A 19,159-nucleotide genomic window follows, 5' to 3' on the forward strand; every position below is an offset into this window, starting at 1 on the left:
GGTCGCTACTCGGCCGCTTCCGGCTTGCGGTCGTCGCGTAGTCGAAAACGCTTCAGCAGTCCGGACACGGTGTCGCGGAAGCCGCCATATTCCAGTTCGGAATAGGGCAGCATGGCGGCGCCAGACCAGCCTTGGCTGCGCATCTCGATGGCCTTGCGCTGGGCGCGCCGGCGGACCTCATCCCATGCCGGGTTGTCGAAGAAATCGGTGTAGGACTCGGCAAAGCGGCCTTCCCTGTCGATCGAAAAGCCGACGCAAGAAACGATCGGCAGGCAGTACATGCCGGTAACGGGCGTGTTGAGTGGCACCGGCATGAGCGGCATCACATGTGAGCCGCGTGCATCGCCGCCCACGAAGTGCGCCTTGGCGAACGGTGAGACTATTTCCTCCGGAGCTGGGAAAATTCCCTGGTTCCTGACGATCGCGACTGGATCATCCTTGCCGGTGTACTTGCCTGCGATCGCGTGGAGGCGCTGTGCCGAAACGGCCACGACGACCTCGCCATGGGTTCGAGAAATGATGCGATCGATGCCGAAGCGCTCGTTGTCGCGAAGCAGGGCGGCAATGTGGTAGCAGTCGGCGGGTGCGTCGAGCTCGATCAGGCTGTCGCCGGCTGTGTTGTCCATGTCGATGACATGGAAACGGAATCCCTTGATCATCGGAGGCAGCATCAGCCCGGCGCAGTACATGGGGTCGGCAAAGGCGAGATAGAGCGGCAGGTTGTAGGCGCCGGGGCCGCATTTGTCGGCCGCGAACACCATGAAGGACTCCGCGGGCCGCACGCCGGAGAGGCTGTGGTCGAAGCTGAGCTCGGCGACGCCTGGGCCGGCGCCGCGAATGTTCCCGGAAGGCGCGTCGGCGAGAAGATCCTGGCCAGCGCCATAGAGCCCGGAGGTTTTCGCGACCGAGGTGGCCGCGAGGAACGTCCTCCAGGCGAGTTGATGGACCTCGGAGCTTCCTTCGCCCCGTGTGTGCGTCATGATGATCGCAATGTCGTCGCCGGTGTGGCAGATGAAACCGTCGATCAACAGACCATTGCAGATCGCCTTGGCAACCTCGCCCTCGACAGTCGCGATCATGCGTGAAGACGGTTTCGTATGCCCGCCAACGGAGCCAACGTCAGCTTTGATGACTGAAAGAGTGAGTCTCATGAGCATTTCTCCCGCGCAGCTCAGCGCCTCCGGCCTCGGCGCTTGCTGCGCCGGGCACGGCGCTGCTCATTCGCGGACCCAAACGTCCGTCGCTCCGATAAGTTCCTTCCGACGCAGGCAGGCTCAGGAGAAATCCTGCGTCAGGGTGGTGGCGAGCCGCTCCAGCGCCCAGTCGACCTGGTCGCTGGTGATCACCAGCGGCGGAGCGATGCGGATCGTTTGCTCATGGGTATCCTTGGCGAGGATGCCCTTGCCCTGAAGCGCCTCGCAGTAGCGGCGCGCGCGGCCGGCCTCGGGATGCAGCTCGACCGCGAGCATCAGGCCGCGCCCGCGCACCTCGCGGATCGTGTTGGCGCGAATGTCCTTCAAGCCTTCCAGAAAGCGCGCGCCTTGCCTTGCCGCGTTCTCGATCATGCCTTCCTCGACCAGCACCCGCATCGCCGCCCGCGCCACCGCGCAGGCAAGCGGGTTGCCGCCGAAGGTCGAACCATGCTGCCCGGGTCTCAAGGTCCCGAGCACGTCGTTGTTCGAGAGCACGGCCGACACTGGATAGAAGCCGCCGGACAGGGCCTTGCCGAGCAGCGTCACGTCCGCCTCTATCCCCTCGTGCTGTTCGGCGAGCAGCTTGCCGGTGCGGCCGAGCCCGGTCTGGATCTCGTCGAGCACCAGCATCACGTTGTTGGCGGTGCAGAGCTCCCGGACTTTCGTGAAATAGCCGGCGGGAGGAATGACGACACCGGGCTTCGCCCTGGATCGGCTCGACCAGGAAGGCAACCGTGTTTGGTGTGATGGCCTGCTCCAGCGCCGCGGCATCGCCGAACGGGATGATCTTGAAGCCCGGCGCGAACGGCCCGAAGTGCCCGTGTGTCTCGGGGTCGGTTGAAAAGCCGACGATGCCCAGCGTGCGTCCGTGGAAATTGTTGGCGCAGACGATGATCTCCGCCTGGCCGTCCGGCACACCCTTCACCTCGTAGCCCCATTTGCGGACCGACTTGATCGCGCTTTCGACCGCCTCCGCACCGCTGTTCATCGGCAGCACCTTGTGGGACCCGGTGAGCGCCGCGATCTCCTCGTAGAACAGGGCGAGCTGGTCGTTGTGGAAGGCGCGCGAGGTGAGCGTCAACCTGTGCGCCTGTTCGACCATCGCCGCCAGGATCTTGGGGTGGCAGTGGCCCTGGCTGACCGCCGAATAGGCCGAGAGGCAATCGAGATAGCGGTTGCCGTCGGTATCCCAGACCCAGACACCTTCGCCGCGCGACAGGACGACCCCGATCGGCGCGTAATTTTGGGCCCCAAAGTGTGCTTCCGTTGCGATGAAATCAATGATCGACGAGCTCATCTGTCGTCACTCCATTGCTGCGCGCGGGGGCGTCAACCGACTGCACCGGCGGCCTCCAGCTTGATTTGGGGATCAGCCGGCCGCCTTGGAAGCCTTCCTGCGCCAATGGCGTGGCGCGGCCCGATTTGCCCGAAAGGTCAGATGGTTCTGTGGAATCACATGATGTCGTCCGCCGATCCGGCTTCTACTGTGCATGGGGTTGTTTTCGACATTTTTTGTTTGGGGCCCTCAGCCAAGCGCGCACGGCACGCTCAAGAACCCGCGGAACCGCACCCGTCCGCCCCGCACCGGCTGGCCGCTGACGGCATAGTTCGGGAAGCGCGCCAGGAAGCGGGAGATCGCAATGGCACCTTCCAGCCGCGCCAGCGCCATGCCGGCGCATTGATGCGCGCCGGTGGCGAAGGCGAGGTGTCGGTTCGGCGTGCGCGCGATATCGAAGCGTTCGGGGTCGGCAAACTGCGCGGGATCGCGGTTGGCCGCCCCGATGCACAGAGTTACCGACGTGCCGGCCTCGAGCATGACGCCGCCGAGCTCGACCTTCTCGGTGGTCATGCGGTTGCCGAGCTGGTTCGAGCTCTCGTAGCGCAGCATCTCCTCGACTGCGGTCTTGATCAGGTCGGGCGTGTCGATCAGACGCTGTTTCTGGTCCGGATTGCGGTCGAGCGCGACGAGGCCGTTGCCGATCAGATTGGTCGTGGTCTCGTGGCCGGCATTGAGCAGGAAGATGCAATTGTGCAGCAACTCCTTCTCGGTCAGCCGCTCGCCGTTCTCCTCGCCTTGAATGAGGCGCGTCAGCACGTCGCGCTCGGGATTGCCTGGCTTTTCGCGCCGCCGTGCGACCAGCGTTTCGAGATAGGCGAGGAAGTCCGTCACCGCCTTGTTGCCCCGCGCGGCCACGTCAGGCGACACCACGGGTTCGAGTGCGCCGAGGATCGCCAGCGACCAGTCGCGCAGCGGTCCGCGCTCGTCATGGGGCACGTCGAGCAGATTGCCGATCACCTCGATGGGTATAGATGCGGCGAAATCCTCGATCAGCTCGCAATGGCCCTTGGCGGCGATGGCATCGAGCAGGCCGTCGACCAGCTTGATGAGATCGCCTTCCATCCCCGCGATCGCACGCGGCGACAGCGCGCCCATGATCAGGCGGCGCACGCGGGTGTGGGACGGCGGATCGTTGAAGACGAGGCTGGTGGTGTGGTGCTCGTAGAGCGGGGTGTCGCCGTATTTCGGCGCGAACTCGCGCTTCTTGTCCGAGCTGAACGACTTGGTGTTCTTGTAGGTGGTGACGAGATCGTCGTAGCGGGTCAGGAACACGGTGCCGTTCGGCAGGCGCTTGACCGGCTCGTTCTCCCGCAGTGCACGATAAGTCGGATAGGGGTTGTCGTAGAATTCCGGCGTCAGCTTCTCGAGGTCGAAGCTTGCCGCCAGCGCCTTCGCATCTGCGTTCATCCCGTTATACTCGCCGGTTAAAGCCGTTATGCCGTTTTTGTTGTTCTGGTCGGCGCATGCATGCGTCTACAGTCTTTGCATCTTGCTAGCCGACCGGACAGGAAAATGCACGCACGCGCTGACGCTGCCGACACGGTGCCGAACTGGCCCGACGATATTTTCGCGACCTTGCAACGCTTCGACGTCCGGCAGGTGCCGTACGTGCCCGATGCCGGTCATTCGAAACTCATCCAGCGGGTGCTGGACTCCTCCACCATGCGCGGCATTCCGCTGACGACGGAGGAGGAGGGCGTGGCGCTGCTCGCCGGCGCCTGGGCAGGCGGCCAGCGCGGCGTGCTGCTGATGCAGTCGAGCGGCGTCGGCAATTGCATCAACATGCTGTCGCTGATCTCGATCCTGCGCTTTCCCTTCCTCACGCTCGTGACCATGCGCGGCGAGTGGGGCGAGTTCAATCCGTGGCAGGTGCCGATGGGTTCGACCACGCAAGGCGTGTTCGAGCTCTCGGGCGTCCAGGTGCTGCGCGCCTCCAGCGCGGCTGAAGTTCCTGCGGTGCTCGAAGCTGCTGCATCGCAAGCCTACAACGCGCTCACGCCCACCGCCGTCCTTCTGTCGCAGCGCCTGATCGGCGCCAAGGTTTTCACCAAATGAGCAAGGCCAATCTCCTCGACCGCCGCCGGGTGGTCTCCACCCTGCTGGCGAACCGCAAGGACGTGGTCGCGATCGGCGGCCTCGGTGCCTCCACCAACGACATGTGCGCGGCCGGCGACCATGCCCGCAATTTCTATCTCTGGGGCGGCATGGGCGGCGCGGCGATGATCGGGCTGGGTCTGGCCCTGGCGCAGCCAAAGCTGCCGGTGCTGGTCATCACCGGCGACGGCGAGATGTTGATGGGCCTCGGCAGCCTTGCCACCATCGGCCTGCAGAAGCCGGCCAATCTCTCGATCGCCGTGCTCGACAACGAGGCCTATGGCGAGACCGGCGGCCAGACCAGCCACACCTCGGCCGCTGCCGACCTCGTCGGCGTCGCCAGGGCCTGCGGCATCAAGGACAGCCAGTCGATCTCGACCATGGCCGAGGTCGAGGCCTTCGCCAAAGCCGTCCATGACGTGTCGGCGGGCCCGCGATTTGCCAATGTGAAGATCGACAGCGCCAATCTGGAGCGAATTCTGCCGATTCGGGATGGGACCTACATCGTCAACCGGATTCGCGGGGACCTCGGCTTCCAACCCATCTAGGCGCCCGGTCTGCCCCATTCTGTCGACGCTCTGCACGCGGGCCGTGTAGACTGGATCAATTTCCACTAAATTAATGCCGCATGCAGGTTGCGGTGCAGTATAGTGCTTGACTTTTGCGTGGGTGAGTGCTTACTCACTAACATGAGCTCATTGCGTATGACGAGCGACCTGAGGCGTCAATTGATCCTCGGTGCCGCGAAACGCTGCTTTGCCCGCCACGGATATAACGGCACCACGACGAAGAGCGTGGCGGCCGCCGCTGCCATTTCCGAGGCGCTGCTGTTCAAGCATTTCCCGTCCAAGGCGGCGCTGTACGCCGAAATCCTCAGCGACGAATGCGAGGCGGATCCGGCCTTGATGGAGCTGCTCGAGCGCGAGCCGTCGACGGCGGCTCTGGTCGAGCTGATCCGCGGCATGGTCCAGCACTTCCTCCACATCGCCGATGGTCCCGACAAGGAAGAAGCGCAGCGCCTGCGACTGATGGCCACGAGTCATTTGGATGATGGCGAATTTGCCCGTCTGCTATATGCCAAAATCGAGAAGCTGATCGGGGCGGTCTTCGTCGCCTCGCTCGAGCGTGCGGTTGCCAGCGGTGAGGCGCGGCCTTTCAGCGGCGATCCGCTCAACCTGTTCTGGTTTGCGCATCACACGGTGATGATGGCTGCGCTGACCAGGCTGCCGGCTGCGCCCTGTCTCGCTTACGGCAAGGCGAACGATCTGGAGCGGCAGCTCTGTGAGTTTCTCCTGAGGGGTATCGGACTTAACGACGCCGCAATTGCTTCGCATTTGGGCCGCGATCAGGCCGCGGATGCGGGCAAGACGGCGATTGCAGAAAGTGCATGACATGAACATCGTAGCCGAACACAAGATTTCGGGCGAACCGATCGACAACAAGGCTCCCAAGCGTCCGGTCCGGCCGGTGCGCTGGTTCATCATCGTCGGCACGCTGCTTGCCGTGCTCGTTGGTGGTCTCGTCTGGTTCAATAATTTCCGCGGCCAGATGATCAAGCAGTTCTTCGCCAACAACAAGCCGCCGCCGACGGCCGTCAGCGCAGCCGAGGCGAAGTCGGAGGTGGTGCCGAACCTGCTCACGGCGGTCGGCAGCCTCGTCGCCGTGCATCAGGTCGACGTCAGCGCCGACGTCAACGGCCGCGTCACCGAGATCAAGTTCGAGCCGGGTACGCGTGTCGAAGCCGGCACGCCGCTGGTGCAGCTGTTCGACGCGCCGGATCAAGGTGACCTCGCCAACTACAAGGCGCAGGCGACCGTCGCGCAGCTCTCGCTCGACCGCGCCAAGCAGCTGGCCTCGCGCCAGTTCGGCCCGCAGGCGACCGTCGATACCGCGCAGGCTGCCTACGACCAGGCGCAAGCGGGGATCGCAAAGACCGAGGCGCTGATTTCGCAGAAGCTCGTGCGCGCGCCGTTCTCGGGTGATCTCGGCATGCGCAAGGTGGAGGTCGGCCAGTATCTGACGGCCGGCACCGCGATCGTCTCGTTGACCGACCTGTCGGAGCTGTGGGCCAACTTCACCGTCACCGAAAAGGATTCCGCCAGCCTCAAGGTCGGCCAGACAGTTCGGCTGAAGGTCGACGCCTATCCCGGCCGCACCTTCGAGGGCAAGATCACCACGATCGAGCCGCAGATCGCGACCGACACCCGCAACATCCGCGTGCAGGCGACGATCGCCAATCCCGAGAAGATCCTGAAGCCCGGCATGTTCGTGACCACGACGGTGGTGTTGCCGGAGAAGCCGGCGGTGATCACCGTTCCGGAAACAGCGGTCGACTACACTCTGTATGGCGACTCCGTGTTCGTGATCACCGAGAAGAAGGAAGAGGACGGCAAGACCAGCCTCTCCGCGGTGCGCACCTTCGTGCAGACCGGCAGCCGGGTCGAGGGCCGCGTCGAGATCGTCAAGGGTCTGAAGGCGGGCGACAAGGTCGTCGCCGTCGGCCAGCTCAAGCTGCAATCGGGCGCGGCGGTCGCGATTTCGACCGACCCGGCTCCGCAGATCCCGGCGCAGCCGCCGCGCTACTGACAACATCCTCGCGTGATCCGGCTCGGCCGGATCACGCTTCTTGAGACAAAGAAATCGAGATCGCCGCGATGGCCTTTACCGATATTTTCATCAAGCGCCCGGTTCTGTCGGTCGTCGTCAGCCTGCTGATCCTGCTGATCGGCCTGCGCGCGGCGATGGTGCTGCCGATCCGGCAATATCCGAAACTGTCGAACACGGTCATCAACATCACGACCGTCTATCCCGGCGCGTCCGCGGACCTGATCCAGGGCTTCATCACCACGCCGATCGAGCAGGCGGTCGCCTCCGCCGAAGGCGTGGACTACATCACCTCGTCCTCGGTGCTCGGCACCTCGACGATCCAGGTCTACATCAAGCTCAACTTCGATCCGAACCAGGCGCTCACCGAGGTGCTGGCGAAGACGAACTCGGTGAAGTACCTGATCCCGAAGGAGTCGAACGACCCGATCGTCACCAAGACCACGGGCCAGACCACGGCCGTGATGTATCTCGGCTTCTCGTCGGAGGAGCTGTCGGGTTCGGCGATCTCCGACTATCTGACGCGCGTGGTGCAGCCGGTGCTGTCGACGGTCGACGGCGTCGCCTCGGCGGACATCCTCGGCGGCCAGACTTTTGCGATGCGGCTGTGGCTTGATCCCGTGAAGATGGCCGGCCGCAACGTGTCGCCGGCCGACGTTGCCGCTGCCATCCAGGCCAACAACTTCCAGTCGGCGGCGGGCCAGACCAAGGGCTACCTCATCGTCTCGAACGTCTCGACGAATACGGGCCTGACCGACGTCAACCAGTTCAGGAAGATGATCGTCAAGGCCAAGGACGGCGGCTTCGTGCGGATGGAGGACATCGCCACCGTCGAGCTTGCCGCCCAGAGCACGGACGCCAGCGTCGCCTTCAACGGCGAGCATGCGATCTTCATCGGTGTGCAGGCAACGCCGCAAGGCAACCCGCTGACCCTGGTCAAGGGCGTGCGCGCGCTGTTCCCCGAACTCGAGCGCAATCTGCCGCCGTCGATGAAGATGAAGGTCGCCTACGACTCGACCAAATTCATCCAGTCCTCGATCGACGAGGTGGAGAAGACGCTGGGCGAAGCCGTGATCATCGTGATCGTGGTGATCTTCCTGTTCCTGGCCTCGCTCCGCTCGGTCATCATTCCCGTCGTCACCATCCCGCTGTCGATGATCGGCGTCTGCACCCTGATGCTGGCGCTCGGCTTCAGCTTCAACCTGTTGACGCTGCTCGCGATGGTGCTGGCGATCGGTCTCGTCGTCGACGACGCCATCGTCGTGGTGGAGAACATCCATCGCCATCTGGAGGAGGGTAAGACGCCGGTCCAGGCGTCGCTACAGGGCGCACGCGAGATCGTCGGGCCCGTCATCTCGATGACCATCACGCTCGCGGCGGTGTACGCGCCGATCGGCTTCCTCGGCGGCCTCACCGGTTCGCTGTTCCGCGAATTCGCCTTCACGCTCGCCGGCTCGGTGATCGTGTCGGGCGTGATCGCGCTGACGCTGTCGCCGATGATGTGCTCGGTGCTGCTCAAGAACACCGAAGAAGGCCGTTTCGCCAAGCTCGTGAACCGGGTGTTCGGCGCCCTGACGCGCTGGTACGGGCGCAAGCTCGACCGCACGCTCGACTACAAGGCGATCACCGGCCTGTTCGCGATCACGATCCTCGGCCTCGTCGGCTTCCTCTACATGCACACCTCGAAGGAGTTGGCGCCCGAGGAAGACCAGGGCATCGTGTTCGCGGTGACCAAGGCGCCGAAATACGCCAACATCGACTATGTCGATTTCTACGGCGAGAAGCTCGACGAGAAATTCCAGAAATTCCCCGAGACCGATCTGCGCTTCGTGCTGAACGGCATCAACGGTCCGCAGGGCGGCATCGCCGGCATGCTCCTGAAGCCCTGGGACGAGCGCAAGCGCTCGTCGATCCAGCTGAAGCCGCTGGTCCAGGCCGAGCTCTCCAAGATCGAGGGCGTGCAGGCCTTCGCGTTCAACCTGCCGCCGCTGCCGGGCGGGCCGGGCGGCCTTCCGGTACAGATGGTCATCAACTCCACGGCCGGTTTCCAGACGGTCTATGAGCAGATGGAGAAGCTGAAGGACGCCGCGCGCAAGAGCGGCATGTTCATCGTCTCCGACAGCGACCTCGCCTACAACCAGCCGAACGTGAAGGTGACGATCAACCGCACCAAGGCGCAGGATCTCGGCGTCAACATGCAGAACCTCGGCTCGACGCTCGCGGTGCTGCTCGGCGGCAACTACATCAACCGCTTCAATCTCGAGGGCCGTTCCTATCAGGTGATCCCGCAGGTTCCGCGCGGCCAGCGGCTCTCGCCGGAATCGCTCGGCGGCTACTATGTGACGACCAACACCGGCCAGCAGCTGCCGCTGTCGAGCGTGGTGTCGATCGAGACCAGGACCGACCCGAATTCGCTGACCCACTACAACCAGCTCAACTCGGCGACGTTCTCGGCCGTGCCGATGCCCGGCGTGACCGTCGGTGCTGCAGTCGACTTCCTCGAAGGCGAGGCCAAGAAGCTGCCGCAGGGTTTCAGCCACGACTACCTGGCCGACTCCCGGCAGTATGTGCAGGAAGGCAACCAGCTCGCGATCACCTTCGGCTTCGCGTTGATCATCATCTTCCTGGTGCTGGCGGCGCAGTTCGAGAGCCTGCGTGACCCGTTCGTGATCATGATCTCGGTGCCGATGGCGATCGTCGGCGCGCTGATCCCGCTGTTCTTCGGCGTGGCGACCATGAACATCTACACCCAGGTCGGTCTGCTCACCCTGGTCGGCCTGATCACCAAGCACGGCATCCTGATGGTGGAGTTCGCCAACGAACTCCAGGTCAAGGAGCGGCTCGACCGCCGTTCGGCCATCGAGATGTCGGCCCGCATCCGCCTGCGGCCGATCCTGATGACGACGGCCGCGATGGTGACCGGTCTGATCCCGCTGCTGACCGCGACCGGCGCGGGCGCGGCCAGCCGCTTCTCGATCGGTCTGGTCGTCGTCGCCGGCATGTCGATCGGAACGCTGTTCACGCTGTTCGTGCTGCCCGCGGTCTACGTGGTGCTGGCGACCGACCATCGTGCGGCGGCCGATTCCGAGCGGAACAAGCAGGTCAACGAACTCGACCTCGGCGCCAAGGCGCTGCGCCCGACCTGAGGCCGGAAGCAAGCAAATCGGAGGGCGGCAGCGGCGAGTCCGCTGCCGCCCTTTTTCGTTGGGTCCCGCTGCGGCGGCCGCAACCTTGGGGCTGGCCCTTGGCCGCGCTGGCGAGAGACAAGGTCCGGTCTTCTTGCTAGGTTCCGCGGGATGAGCCTTTCCCTCCATCCCGACACACCGCAAGCCAGGACGCTGCCGAGCGCGGCGCAGGATGGCGTCGCGCCCGGCGCGGCGGCGGGGAAGGGAATCAGGACCCGGCTGTTCGCCAAATACGTCGCACTGTTCGTGGCGGTCGTCGCCATCGCGTTGCTTGCCAACGGCCTGTTCGAGGTCTTTTTCTATTATCGCGAGCACAAGGCCTCGCTGATCCGGGTCCAGCATGAGCAGGCCGAGGCGGCTGCGGCCAAGATCGGGCAGTTCGTCAAGGAGATCGAGAGCCAGCTCGGCTGGACCACGCAGCTGCCATGGTCGGCGGGCTCGATCGAGCAGCGTCGGTTCGACGCGCTGCGGCTGCTGCGCCAAGTGCCGGCGATCACGGAACTCGCCCAGGTCGATGCGAGCGGCAGGGAGCGGCTGCGCGTGTCGCGGCTGGCGATGGACGCGATCGACAGCGGGATCGATCTGTCTGACGACCCCAAATTCACCGAGGCGGTCGCGCACAAGGTGTTCTACGGGCCGGTCTACTTTCGCAGGGACTCCGAGCCCTACATGACGCTGGCGCAGGCCGGGTCGCGCAAGGACGCCGGCGTCAGCATCGCGGAAGTCAACCTGAAGCTGATCTGGGACGTCGTGTCCCAGATCAAGGTCGGCCAGCACGGGCACGCTTACGTCGTCGGCCCGGAGGGGCGGCTGATCGCGCATCCCGATATCAGCCTCGTTCTGCGCAACACCGACATGTCGAACCTTGCGCAGGTGCGCGCCGCGCTGGCCGGGGGCGGGGGGACTGCTGACGCGCTCTCCGAGGCGCGCAACATCCAGGGCCAGAAGGTGCTGACCGCATCGGCCCCGATCGAGCCGATGCACTGGACCATGTTCGTCGAGCTGCCGGTCGAGGAGGCCTATGCGGCGCTCTATGCCGCGCTGGAACGGCTCGCATTTGTGCTGCTCGCGGCCTCGGTCTTCGCGGTGCTGGCCGGGATCTTCCTGGCGCGCCGCATGGTCGGGCCGATCCAGGCGCTGCGCATCGGCGCCGAGCGCATCGGCGGGGGCGATTTCGCCCAGCGTATCTCGATCAAAACCGGCGATGAGCTGGAGGGGCTCGCGGACCAATTCAACCACATGGGCGAGCGCTTGCAGGAATCCTATGCCGACCTCGAGAACAAGGTCGAGCAGCGGACCGCCGAGTTGCGGGAAGCGCTGCAACAGCAGACCGCAACCGCCGACGTGCTGAAGGTGATCAGCCGCTCGACGTTCGATTTGCAGACCGTGCTCGACACGCTGGTCGGGTCGGCGGCCCGCCTGTGCGACGCGGATGAGGGAACGATCTTCCGGCCCCGCGATGGCATCTTTTATCTGGCAGCAAGCTGTGGCCTCGACGCAGAGCAGGAGAACAAGCTTCGGACATTTGCTTCCGTGCCGGAGCGGGGAAGTGTCGTCGGGCGTACCCTGCTCGATCGCAAGACGGTTCATGTTCCGGACGTGCAGGCCGATCAGGAATATGCCCCTTCGTCGGCCCGAAGGCGCTCCAACGTCCGTACGATGCTCGGTGTGCCCTTGCTTCGAGAGGGCGCGCCCATCGGCGTGTTCGTCCTGACGCGGCATGTCGTGCGTCCCTTCAGCGAGAAGCAGATCGAGCTCGCCACGACCTTTGCAGACCAGGCCCTCATCGCGATCGAGAACGTCCGGCTGTTCGACGAAGTCCAGGAGCGCACCAGGGAATTGTCGCGATCCCTGAACGAACTGCGCGCCGCACAGGATCGCCTGGTGCAGACCGAGAAGCTTGCCTCCCTCGGCCAGCTCACGGCAGGGATCGCCCACGAGATCAAGAATCCTCTGAACTTCGTCAATAACTTCTCTTCGGTCTCGACCGAGCTGATCGACGAGCTCAACGAGACCCTGCAATCGGTCTCGCTCGACGACAAGACCAAGGAGGAGATCGACGAGCTGACTGCTATGCTCAAGGGCAATCTCGAGAAGGTGGTGCAGCACGGCAAGCGCGCCGACTCCATCGTCAGGAACATGCTGCTGCATTCGCGCCAGGGGTCTGGCGAACATCGTCCCGTCGATATCAATGCGGTCGTGGAGGAGAGCCTCAATCTCGCCTATCACGGTGCGCGCGCCGAGAGGCCCGCCTTCAACATCACACTCGAGCGCGTGTTCGACCCCGCCGCCGGCATGGTGGACATCTATCCGCAGGAGATCACGCGCGTCTTCCTCAACCTGATCTCGAACGGCTTCTACGCCGCTGCCAAGCGCAAGGCGAGTGCGGCGGAAGGTTTTGAACCCACTCTGAGCGCTGCAACGCGGAACCTCGGTGACGAGGTCGAGATCCGGATCCGCGACAACGGCACCGGAATTCCGCCCGAGGTGCAGGAGAAGCTGTTCAACCCGTTCTTCACGACCAAGCCGGCCGGCGAAGGCACCGGGCTCGGCCTGTCCATGAGCCACGACATCGTCGTGAAGCAGCATGGTGGCACGATCGACGTGAAGACCGACGCCGGTGTATTCACCGAATTCATCATCACGCTGCCGCGGACGATGGCAGCGGGCGACACCCCCGGAGGCAAGACTTGAACGTTTACATTCTGGTCGTCGACGACGAACCCGACGTCGAGCCGCTGTTCAGGCAACACTTCCGGCGCGACCTGCGCGCCGGCCGTTTCCAGATGGAGTTCGCGCCCTCTGCGGCCGATGCGCTGAGGCGTGCCGCCGAGGTTCGGGATCCTTCGCTGATCCTGATCCTGTCGGACATCAACATGCCTGGCATGAGCGGGCTCGACCTGCTGCCGAAGGTGCGCGCCGACTATCCGCATGTCCCCGTCATCATGATCACGGCCTATGGCGACGCCGAGACGCGCCGGAAAGCGATCGAGCGAGGCGCCCACGGGCTCCTGACCAAGCCGATCGACTTCGCGCTGCTGCGCCAGGAGATCGATACGAGGCTCGAGCAAGCCGCATGACTGCGACAATCCTCTTCGTCGACGACGAGCCGGATCTCGAAGCGCTGATCCTGCAGAAGTTCCGCAGGCAGATCCGCGATGGCCAGTTCGCCCTGATGTTCGCCCGCGACGGCCTCGAGGCGCTGGAGTCGCTGGAGCAGAATCCGCATGTCGACATGGTGGTCTCCGACATCAACATGCCGCGGATGGACGGGCTGTCGCTGCTGGCGAAACTCCAGGAGGCCGAGGACAAGAAGTCGACCATCATCGTCTCGGCCTATGGCGACATGAGCAACATCCGTACCGCCATGAACCGCGGCGCATTCGACTTCCTGACCAAGCCCATCGACTTCGCCGACCTGGAAACCACGATCCAGAAGACCATCCGCCATGTGGAGATGCTGCGCGACGTGCGGCGGCGCCAGATGGAAGCCGAGCGCGCCCATGCCTCGCTGTCGCGCTTCTTTTCGCCGGAGATCGCAAGACGCCTGGCGGCGGATGTCGAAGGCGACGGCATGGAGGTGCAGTGGCGCGATGTCGCCACCCTCTTCACCGACATCACCGGCTTCACCTCGCTGGTCGAGACCGCGCCTCCGCAGACACTCGGTCAGCTCCTCAACGAATATGTCGGCGGGATGACCGAGATCGTGTTCGCACATGAGGGGACGGTCGCCAAGATCATCGGCGATGCGATCCAGGTGCTGTTCAATGCCCCCGGCGACCAGCCGGATTATGCGACGCGTGCGGTCGCCTGCGCGCATGCTCTCGACGCCTGGGCGCAGGATTTTTCGGCGCGCTGGCAGGCGAAGGGCGTGAATTTCGGCACGACCCGCATCGGTGCCCATGCGGGTCCCGCGCTGGTGGGTAATTTCGGTGGCAATCGTTTCTTCGACTACACGGCCTATGGCGACTCGATCAACATCGCGGCGCGGCTGGAAGCCGCCAACAAACACCTGGGCACGCGCATCTGCGTCAGCGCCAACGTCGCCAAGGCGGCTGAGAATTTTCAAGGACGTCCCGTCGGCGAGCTGATGCTGCGCGGACGCAGCGAGCCGCTGCGCGCGTTCGAGCCGTTGTTGCCGAACAAATTCGAAGCGCCGGAGACGGCGATCTATTCGGAGGCTTTCGCCAAGATGGAGGCTGGCGACGCCGCAGCCATGCCGGCCTTCGCCGCGCTGGTCGGCATGCATGCCGACGATCCGCTGGCCGGTTTTCACCTGAAGCGCCTGCTCAACGGCGCCAAGGGCATTCGCATGCAACTGGAATAGGAGCCCGTCATGACGCGTGAATTCTCCGCCGGCAATTATCGTTTCATTCCCTCCGTGTTCCAGTACTCGGCCGGCGCGGCCGCTGATGACGGCTACGAGATCGAGCGTGTCCGTTTCGATCGCCTGGTGCCGCTTGCGGAAGGATTTGCGCTTGCGGCGAAATTCATCCAGGAGGCGGGGCGTCCGCTGACGGCGTTCTGCGCCTGCGAGCTGCGCTCGCCGGCGGCCTTCAGCGAGGAAGGCTTCCGCGCCTTCAACCTGCATTATGTGAAGACGCTATCGGAATGGGGCATCTTCGACGGCACCACCAATCCGGTGGCGCGCAGCAACGTCTGTCCCGAGATCGATCCGCCGTCCGAGCCGTCGTTCTACGCGTTCTCCTTCACGCGCCCGACGCGGTCAAGCGCACCGAGCTTCGTCATTGCCGGCGGTGCGGAGGCACGCGAGGGCAGCGGCACCTATGTCGAGCGCACGGTGCGCTACCGCGATCTCAGCCCGGAGGGTCTGCGCGAGAAGGTGCGCTTCACCACGACCTCGCAGATGGAAAACCGGATGACGGCGTTCGGCTTCGGCTGGAAGGACACGACCGGCGTGCAGGCCTATTCGGTGCACGACTTCCACCATGCCCTCGTCGATGAGCTGGTCCGCCGCGGCGCGCTGCGCTCCGGCCTGACCTGGCATTTTGCCCGGCCGCCGGTGGTCGATCTCGAATACGAGATGGATTGCCGCCGCGTGATGCGGGAGGTGGTGATCTGAGGTCCTCATCCTGAGGAGCGGCCGTCAGGCCGCGTCTCGAAGGATGGACGCGGGTTGCAGCGGGGCCTTCATGGTTCTGCCCGGCGATGCAAAGCATCGTCCGGAGACGCGCGCAAGAATGCGCTCCTCACCATGAGGAATAACTAGCGCTGCCTTGGGTCGAGCGCGTCGCGCAGGCCGTCGCCGAGTAGGTTCAACGAGAGCACCACGAGGAAGATCGCAAGTCCCGGCCAGATCGCCATCCACGGCGCCTGGGTCAGAAAGCGTTGTGCCGCGTTGAGCATGCTGCCCCAGGACGGCGCGGGCGGCTGCTGGCCGAGGCCGAGGAAGGACAACGCGGCCTCGGCGATGATGGCCGCGGCGATCGACAGCGTCGCCTGCACCAATAGCGAGGGCAGGATGTTCGGCAGGATGTGGGAGAACGCGATCCGCCAGGGTGGGTTGCCGAGCGCTCGCGCGGCCTCGACATAGTCCTCGGCCTTGACGCTCAGCACCTGGCCGCGGGTCAGCCGGATGAAGATCGGCGTGGCCGAGATGCCGATCGCGATCATGGCGTTGCCGAGGCTCGGACCGAGGAATGCGGCGAGCGCGATCGCCAGGATCAGGAACGGGCAAGCCAGCATCGCATCGGTGATCCGGCTGATCAGCGCATCGACAAAACCGCCGCGATAGCCGGCGAGGAGGCCGAGCGGCACGCCGATGCCGAGCGCGATCGCGACCGAGATGAGGCCCGCGAGCAGGGAGGCGCGCGCGCCGTAAACGACGCGGCTGAGGATGTCGCGGCCGAGCTCGTCGGTGCCGAACCAGTGCGCCGCGGTCGGCGGCTTGCGCACCAGGCTCCAGCTCGTCGCGATGGGATCGTAGGGCACGACGATGGGCGCAAGGACCGCCAGCGCGATGAACAAGGTGATCACGACAAGCCCGAACACGGCGGCCTTGCGTTTGAACAGCCTCCGCCGCGCGCGGCGCGCGGGGCTGTCGAGCTCATAGCTCTGCGTGGCGGAGGGGGCGGCGGGCAGCGCGGCGTCGGTCATGGCGCTAGCTCCGCAGCCGCGGATTGACGAGGATATAGGCGATGTCGGCAACGAGGTTCAGCGTGATGTAGACGGTGGCCGTCACCAGCACCACGCCCTGCACGACCGCGTAGTCGCGATTGAACACTGCATCGACGATCAGCTTGCCGAAGCCGGGAATGGAGAAGATCTGCTCGGTCAGCACGGCGCCCGACAAGAGCGTGCCGAGCTCGAGCGCGCCGAGCGTAATGACGGGCGTCAGCGCATTGCGCATCGCGTGCTTGAGGATCACCGACCGCTCCGACAGGCCCTTGGCGCGCGCGGTGCGGACATAGTCGCTTTCCAGCACCTGAAGCATCGCGCTGCGGGTATGCCGCATCAGGATCGCGGAAATCGCGTTGCCGAGCACGAAGGCCGGCATGATGGTGGCGGCCAAGCTCGCGCGCCAGTTCTCGGTCAGCGGGACGTAGCCAGAGGCCGGCAGCCAGCCGAGCTCGATCGAGAACAGGAAGATGAGGAGAATTCCGAGCCAGAAATTCGGTGTCGAGATGCCCCACAGCGCGAACAGATTGGCGCCATAGTCCCAGGCCGTGCCCTTCTTCACCGCGGAGACGATGCCGGCGGGAATGCCGATGAAGAACGCGATCAGGATCGCCATCGAGCCGAGCTGCAGCGTCACCGGCAGCTTCTGCGCGATCAGCTCGCGCACCGGCATCTTGTTGCGCAGGGACTCGCCGAAATTGCCCGTCAGCACGCCCTTGAGCCAGTAGACGTATTGCACCGGAATCGGCTGATCGAGCTTGTATTGCTGGCGGATCTGCTCGATCACGGCGGGATCGCGCTCCTCGCCGGCCATCACCAGCGCGGGATCGCCCGGGAGCAATTGTTGCAGCGAGAAGATCAGCACCGACACGAAGAACAGTGTCGGCACGATCTGCGCGATGCGGCGGGCGAGAAAATTCAGCATGGTTCGACCCGTGTCCCGGGCGCTGCGCAACATGCAATGTTGCGCTGCTGAACCGGGGCCCATCTATCCTGATGAGCAGTTGTCATGGGTCCCGGCTCTGCGGTGCAGCGCTTACGCGCTGCGCCGCGTCCGGAACACGCACTCATCGTCAGCTTTGTCACTTGAACTTCAGCCCGACCACGCGCACCAGCCCGTCGGGCATCTGCCGGTAGCCCTCGAGCTTCTTCGTGTGCGCGATCAGCAGCGTGCGGTGATAGATGTAGATGATCGGCAGGTCGTCGAGCAGGATCTTGGTCAGCTTGGCGTAGATCGCCTTGCGCTCGTCGACGTTGGATGTCGCCCGGCCCTCTTCCAGCAGCTTGTCGGCCTCGGGGTTCGAATAGCCTCCGTCGTTCTGCGGTGCCTTGCTGCGCATGAAGATGTAGGAATTGCCGTCGGGATCGATGCGGCCGCTCCAGGGGATCTGGAACGCCTGGAATTCGCCGGCCTGGGCCTGCTTGAAGGTGGTCGCGAATTCGACGGCGCGGATCTTGATGTCGAAGCCGGCTTCCGCGGCCATGGACTGCACGACCTGGGCGACGGCCTCGTACTCGGTGCCCTTGGGAACCATGTAGTCGACGGTGATGGGGAGGCTGACGCCGGCTTCCTTCAGCAACGCCTTGGCCTTGGCGACGTCGCGGCCCGGAATGGGAAACGCCTTCTGGTAATAGGGATGCGTCGGGCTGACCCATTGGTTGCCCGGCGTGAACTCGCCGTTGAACACGACCTGGTTGATGGCCTCGCGATCGATCGACAGGCTGAGCGCCTGGCGCACCTTCGCCGACTGGCTGAGCGGCCCCTTGGCCTTGTCGTTGCCGATATTGATGGTCAGGCCCTGATAGCCAAGCTCGGGTGCGGTCGATAGCACCAGCTTGGGATCGGCGCGGACGTCCTTGATGTCGGTCGCGAGCACGCGTTCGATCAGGTCGAGCGCACCGGATTTCAGGTTGGCAAGCCGCACGGTCGAATCGATGATCGGCTGGAACACGACGCGGTCGATGTGAACGTTGTCCTTGTTCCAGTAGTCGGCGAACTTCTCGAACACCATGCGGTCCTGCTGGACGCGCTCGACGAACTTGTAGGGGCCGGCGCAGACCGGATGCAGGCCGAACTTGTCGCCTGCTTCCTTGGCCGCCTTGGGCGACACCATCATGCCGGAACGATCGGTGAGCTGGGCGATCAGGGGCGAGTAGGGAGTCTTGAGCACCAGCTTGATGGTGAGGGGATCGACCACCTCGACGTGGTCGACGCTGGCAAGCTCGGATTTCCGGAACGAGGTCGGCAGCGTCATGTGACGATCGATCGAGAATTTCGCGGCCTCCGCATCCAGCGGCTCGCCGTCGTGGAATTTGACGCCAGGCCGGAGCTTGATCGTCATCTCCTTGCCGTCGGCCGAAGTCTCGTGGGACAGCGCCAGCTGTGGCACGATGTTGAGCTTCTCGTCGATGTCGAACAGCTTGTCGCAGAAGGCGGAGAACACGATGCGGCCGACATAGGTGCGGCCGATGCTGGGATCGAGAATGTCGGGGTCTTCGGCGATCCCGATGCGAAGTGTGGTCTGAGCCTGGGCGGTGCCCACGAGCGACGTCAGCAGGGCCGACGCCAGGATTGTCAAACGCATGAAACTCATCGCTCTCAACCT

Annotated in this window: 14 protein-coding genes and 1 pseudogene; 9 read left to right on the plus strand and 6 right to left on the minus strand. The window is 64.5% G+C overall.

Features of this window, described 5'->3' with window-relative positions:
* Positions 1-5: 5 nt before the first annotated feature.
* The 3 genes and pseudogenes from IQ16_RS04705 to IQ16_RS04715 all read right to left on the minus strand — a co-directional run bounded on the left by IQ16_RS04705 (position 6) and on the right by IQ16_RS04715 (position 3,939).
* Entirely contained in the window at positions 6-1,157 is a 1,152-nt protein-coding gene (locus IQ16_RS04705; protein ID WP_347340195.1) for a fructose-1,6-bisphosphatase, read from the minus strand.
* A 117-nt stretch (positions 1,158-1,274) separates the two neighbouring features.
* Positions 1,275-2,490 (minus strand): annotated as a pseudogene (gene rocD / locus IQ16_RS04710) (ornithine--oxo-acid transaminase).
* Positions 2,491-2,718: 228 nt separating this feature from the next.
* A complete protein-coding gene (locus IQ16_RS04715; protein WP_018648159.1) occupies positions 2,719-3,939 on the minus strand; it encodes a cytochrome P450 in 1,221 nt (406 codons plus the stop codon).
* A gap of 105 nt (positions 3,940-4,044) precedes the next feature.
* Here IQ16_RS04715 and IQ16_RS04720 point away from each other — a divergent pair, with 105 nt between their 5' ends.
* The 9 genes from IQ16_RS04720 (at position 4,045) to cnbZ (ending at position 15,498) form a co-directional block, all read left to right on the plus strand.
* Positions 4,045-4,587 carry a thiamine pyrophosphate-binding protein gene (locus IQ16_RS04720; protein WP_026312837.1) on the plus strand — a complete coding sequence of 181 codons (543 nt, stop codon included), beginning with the start codon at positions 4,045-4,047 and terminating at the stop codon, positions 4,585-4,587.
* Entirely contained in the window at positions 4,584-5,174 is a 591-nt protein-coding gene (locus IQ16_RS04725; protein WP_018648157.1) for a thiamine pyrophosphate-dependent enzyme, read from the plus strand. The genes IQ16_RS04720 and IQ16_RS04725 overlap by 4 nt, the downstream gene beginning before the upstream one ends.
* 141 nt (positions 5,175-5,315) lie before the next feature.
* A complete protein-coding gene (locus IQ16_RS04730; protein WP_063710371.1) occupies positions 5,316-6,017 on the plus strand; it encodes a TetR/AcrR family transcriptional regulator in 702 nt (233 codons plus the stop codon).
* A 1-nt stretch (position 6,018) separates the two neighbouring features.
* Positions 6,019-7,212, plus strand: a complete 1,194-nt coding sequence (locus tag IQ16_RS04735) for an efflux RND transporter periplasmic adaptor subunit (RefSeq protein WP_026312835.1) — start codon at positions 6,019-6,021, stop codon at positions 7,210-7,212.
* Between the two features lie 68 nt (positions 7,213-7,280).
* Positions 7,281-10,376, plus strand: a complete 3,096-nt coding sequence (locus tag IQ16_RS04740) for a MexW/MexI family multidrug efflux RND transporter permease subunit (protein ID WP_145831290.1) — start codon at positions 7,281-7,283, stop codon at positions 10,374-10,376.
* A 150-nt stretch (positions 10,377-10,526) separates the two neighbouring features.
* A complete protein-coding gene (locus IQ16_RS04745) occupies positions 10,527-13,109 on the plus strand; it encodes a sensor histidine kinase (RefSeq protein ID WP_018648153.1) in 2,583 nt (860 codons plus the stop codon).
* Positions 13,106-13,495: a response regulator gene (locus tag IQ16_RS04750; protein WP_018648152.1), complete on the plus strand. Its 390-nt coding sequence runs from the start codon at positions 13,106-13,108 to the stop codon at positions 13,493-13,495. The genes IQ16_RS04745 and IQ16_RS04750 overlap by 4 nt, the downstream gene beginning before the upstream one ends.
* Positions 13,492-14,742 (plus strand): adenylate/guanylate cyclase domain-containing protein, encoded by a 1,251-nt coding sequence (locus IQ16_RS04755; RefSeq protein ID WP_018648151.1) that lies wholly within the window; start codon positions 13,492-13,494, stop codon positions 14,740-14,742. The genes IQ16_RS04750 and IQ16_RS04755 overlap by 4 nt, the downstream gene beginning before the upstream one ends.
* A gap of 9 nt (positions 14,743-14,751) precedes the next feature.
* A complete protein-coding gene (gene cnbZ / locus IQ16_RS04760; protein WP_018648150.1) occupies positions 14,752-15,498 on the plus strand; it encodes a 2-amino-5-chloromuconate deaminase CnbZ in 747 nt (248 codons plus the stop codon).
* Positions 15,499-15,641: 143 nt separating this feature from the next.
* On the opposite strand, the gene IQ16_RS04765 is transcribed toward cnbZ, so the two are convergent.
* The 3 genes from IQ16_RS04765 to IQ16_RS04775 all read right to left on the minus strand — a co-directional run bounded on the left by IQ16_RS04765 (position 15,642) and on the right by IQ16_RS04775 (position 19,147).
* Entirely contained in the window at positions 15,642-16,532 is an 891-nt protein-coding gene (locus IQ16_RS04765; RefSeq protein WP_018648149.1) for an ABC transporter permease, read from the minus strand.
* A 4-nt stretch (positions 16,533-16,536) separates the two neighbouring features.
* Positions 16,537-17,478 (minus strand): ABC transporter permease, encoded by a 942-nt coding sequence (locus tag IQ16_RS04770; protein WP_018648148.1) that lies wholly within the window; start codon positions 17,476-17,478, stop codon positions 16,537-16,539.
* A 157-nt stretch (positions 17,479-17,635) separates the two neighbouring features.
* The gene (locus IQ16_RS04775) at positions 17,636-19,147 is read right to left on the minus strand and encodes an ABC transporter substrate-binding protein (protein WP_018648147.1); all 1,512 of its coding nucleotides are present in this window, start codon (positions 19,145-19,147) and stop codon (positions 17,636-17,638) included.
* Between the last annotated feature and the right edge of the window lie 12 nt (positions 19,148-19,159).

The organism is Bradyrhizobium huanghuaihaiense, from assembly GCF_007830635.1.
Taxonomy (GTDB): Bacteria; Pseudomonadota; Alphaproteobacteria; order Rhizobiales; family Xanthobacteraceae; genus Bradyrhizobium; species Bradyrhizobium huanghuaihaiense.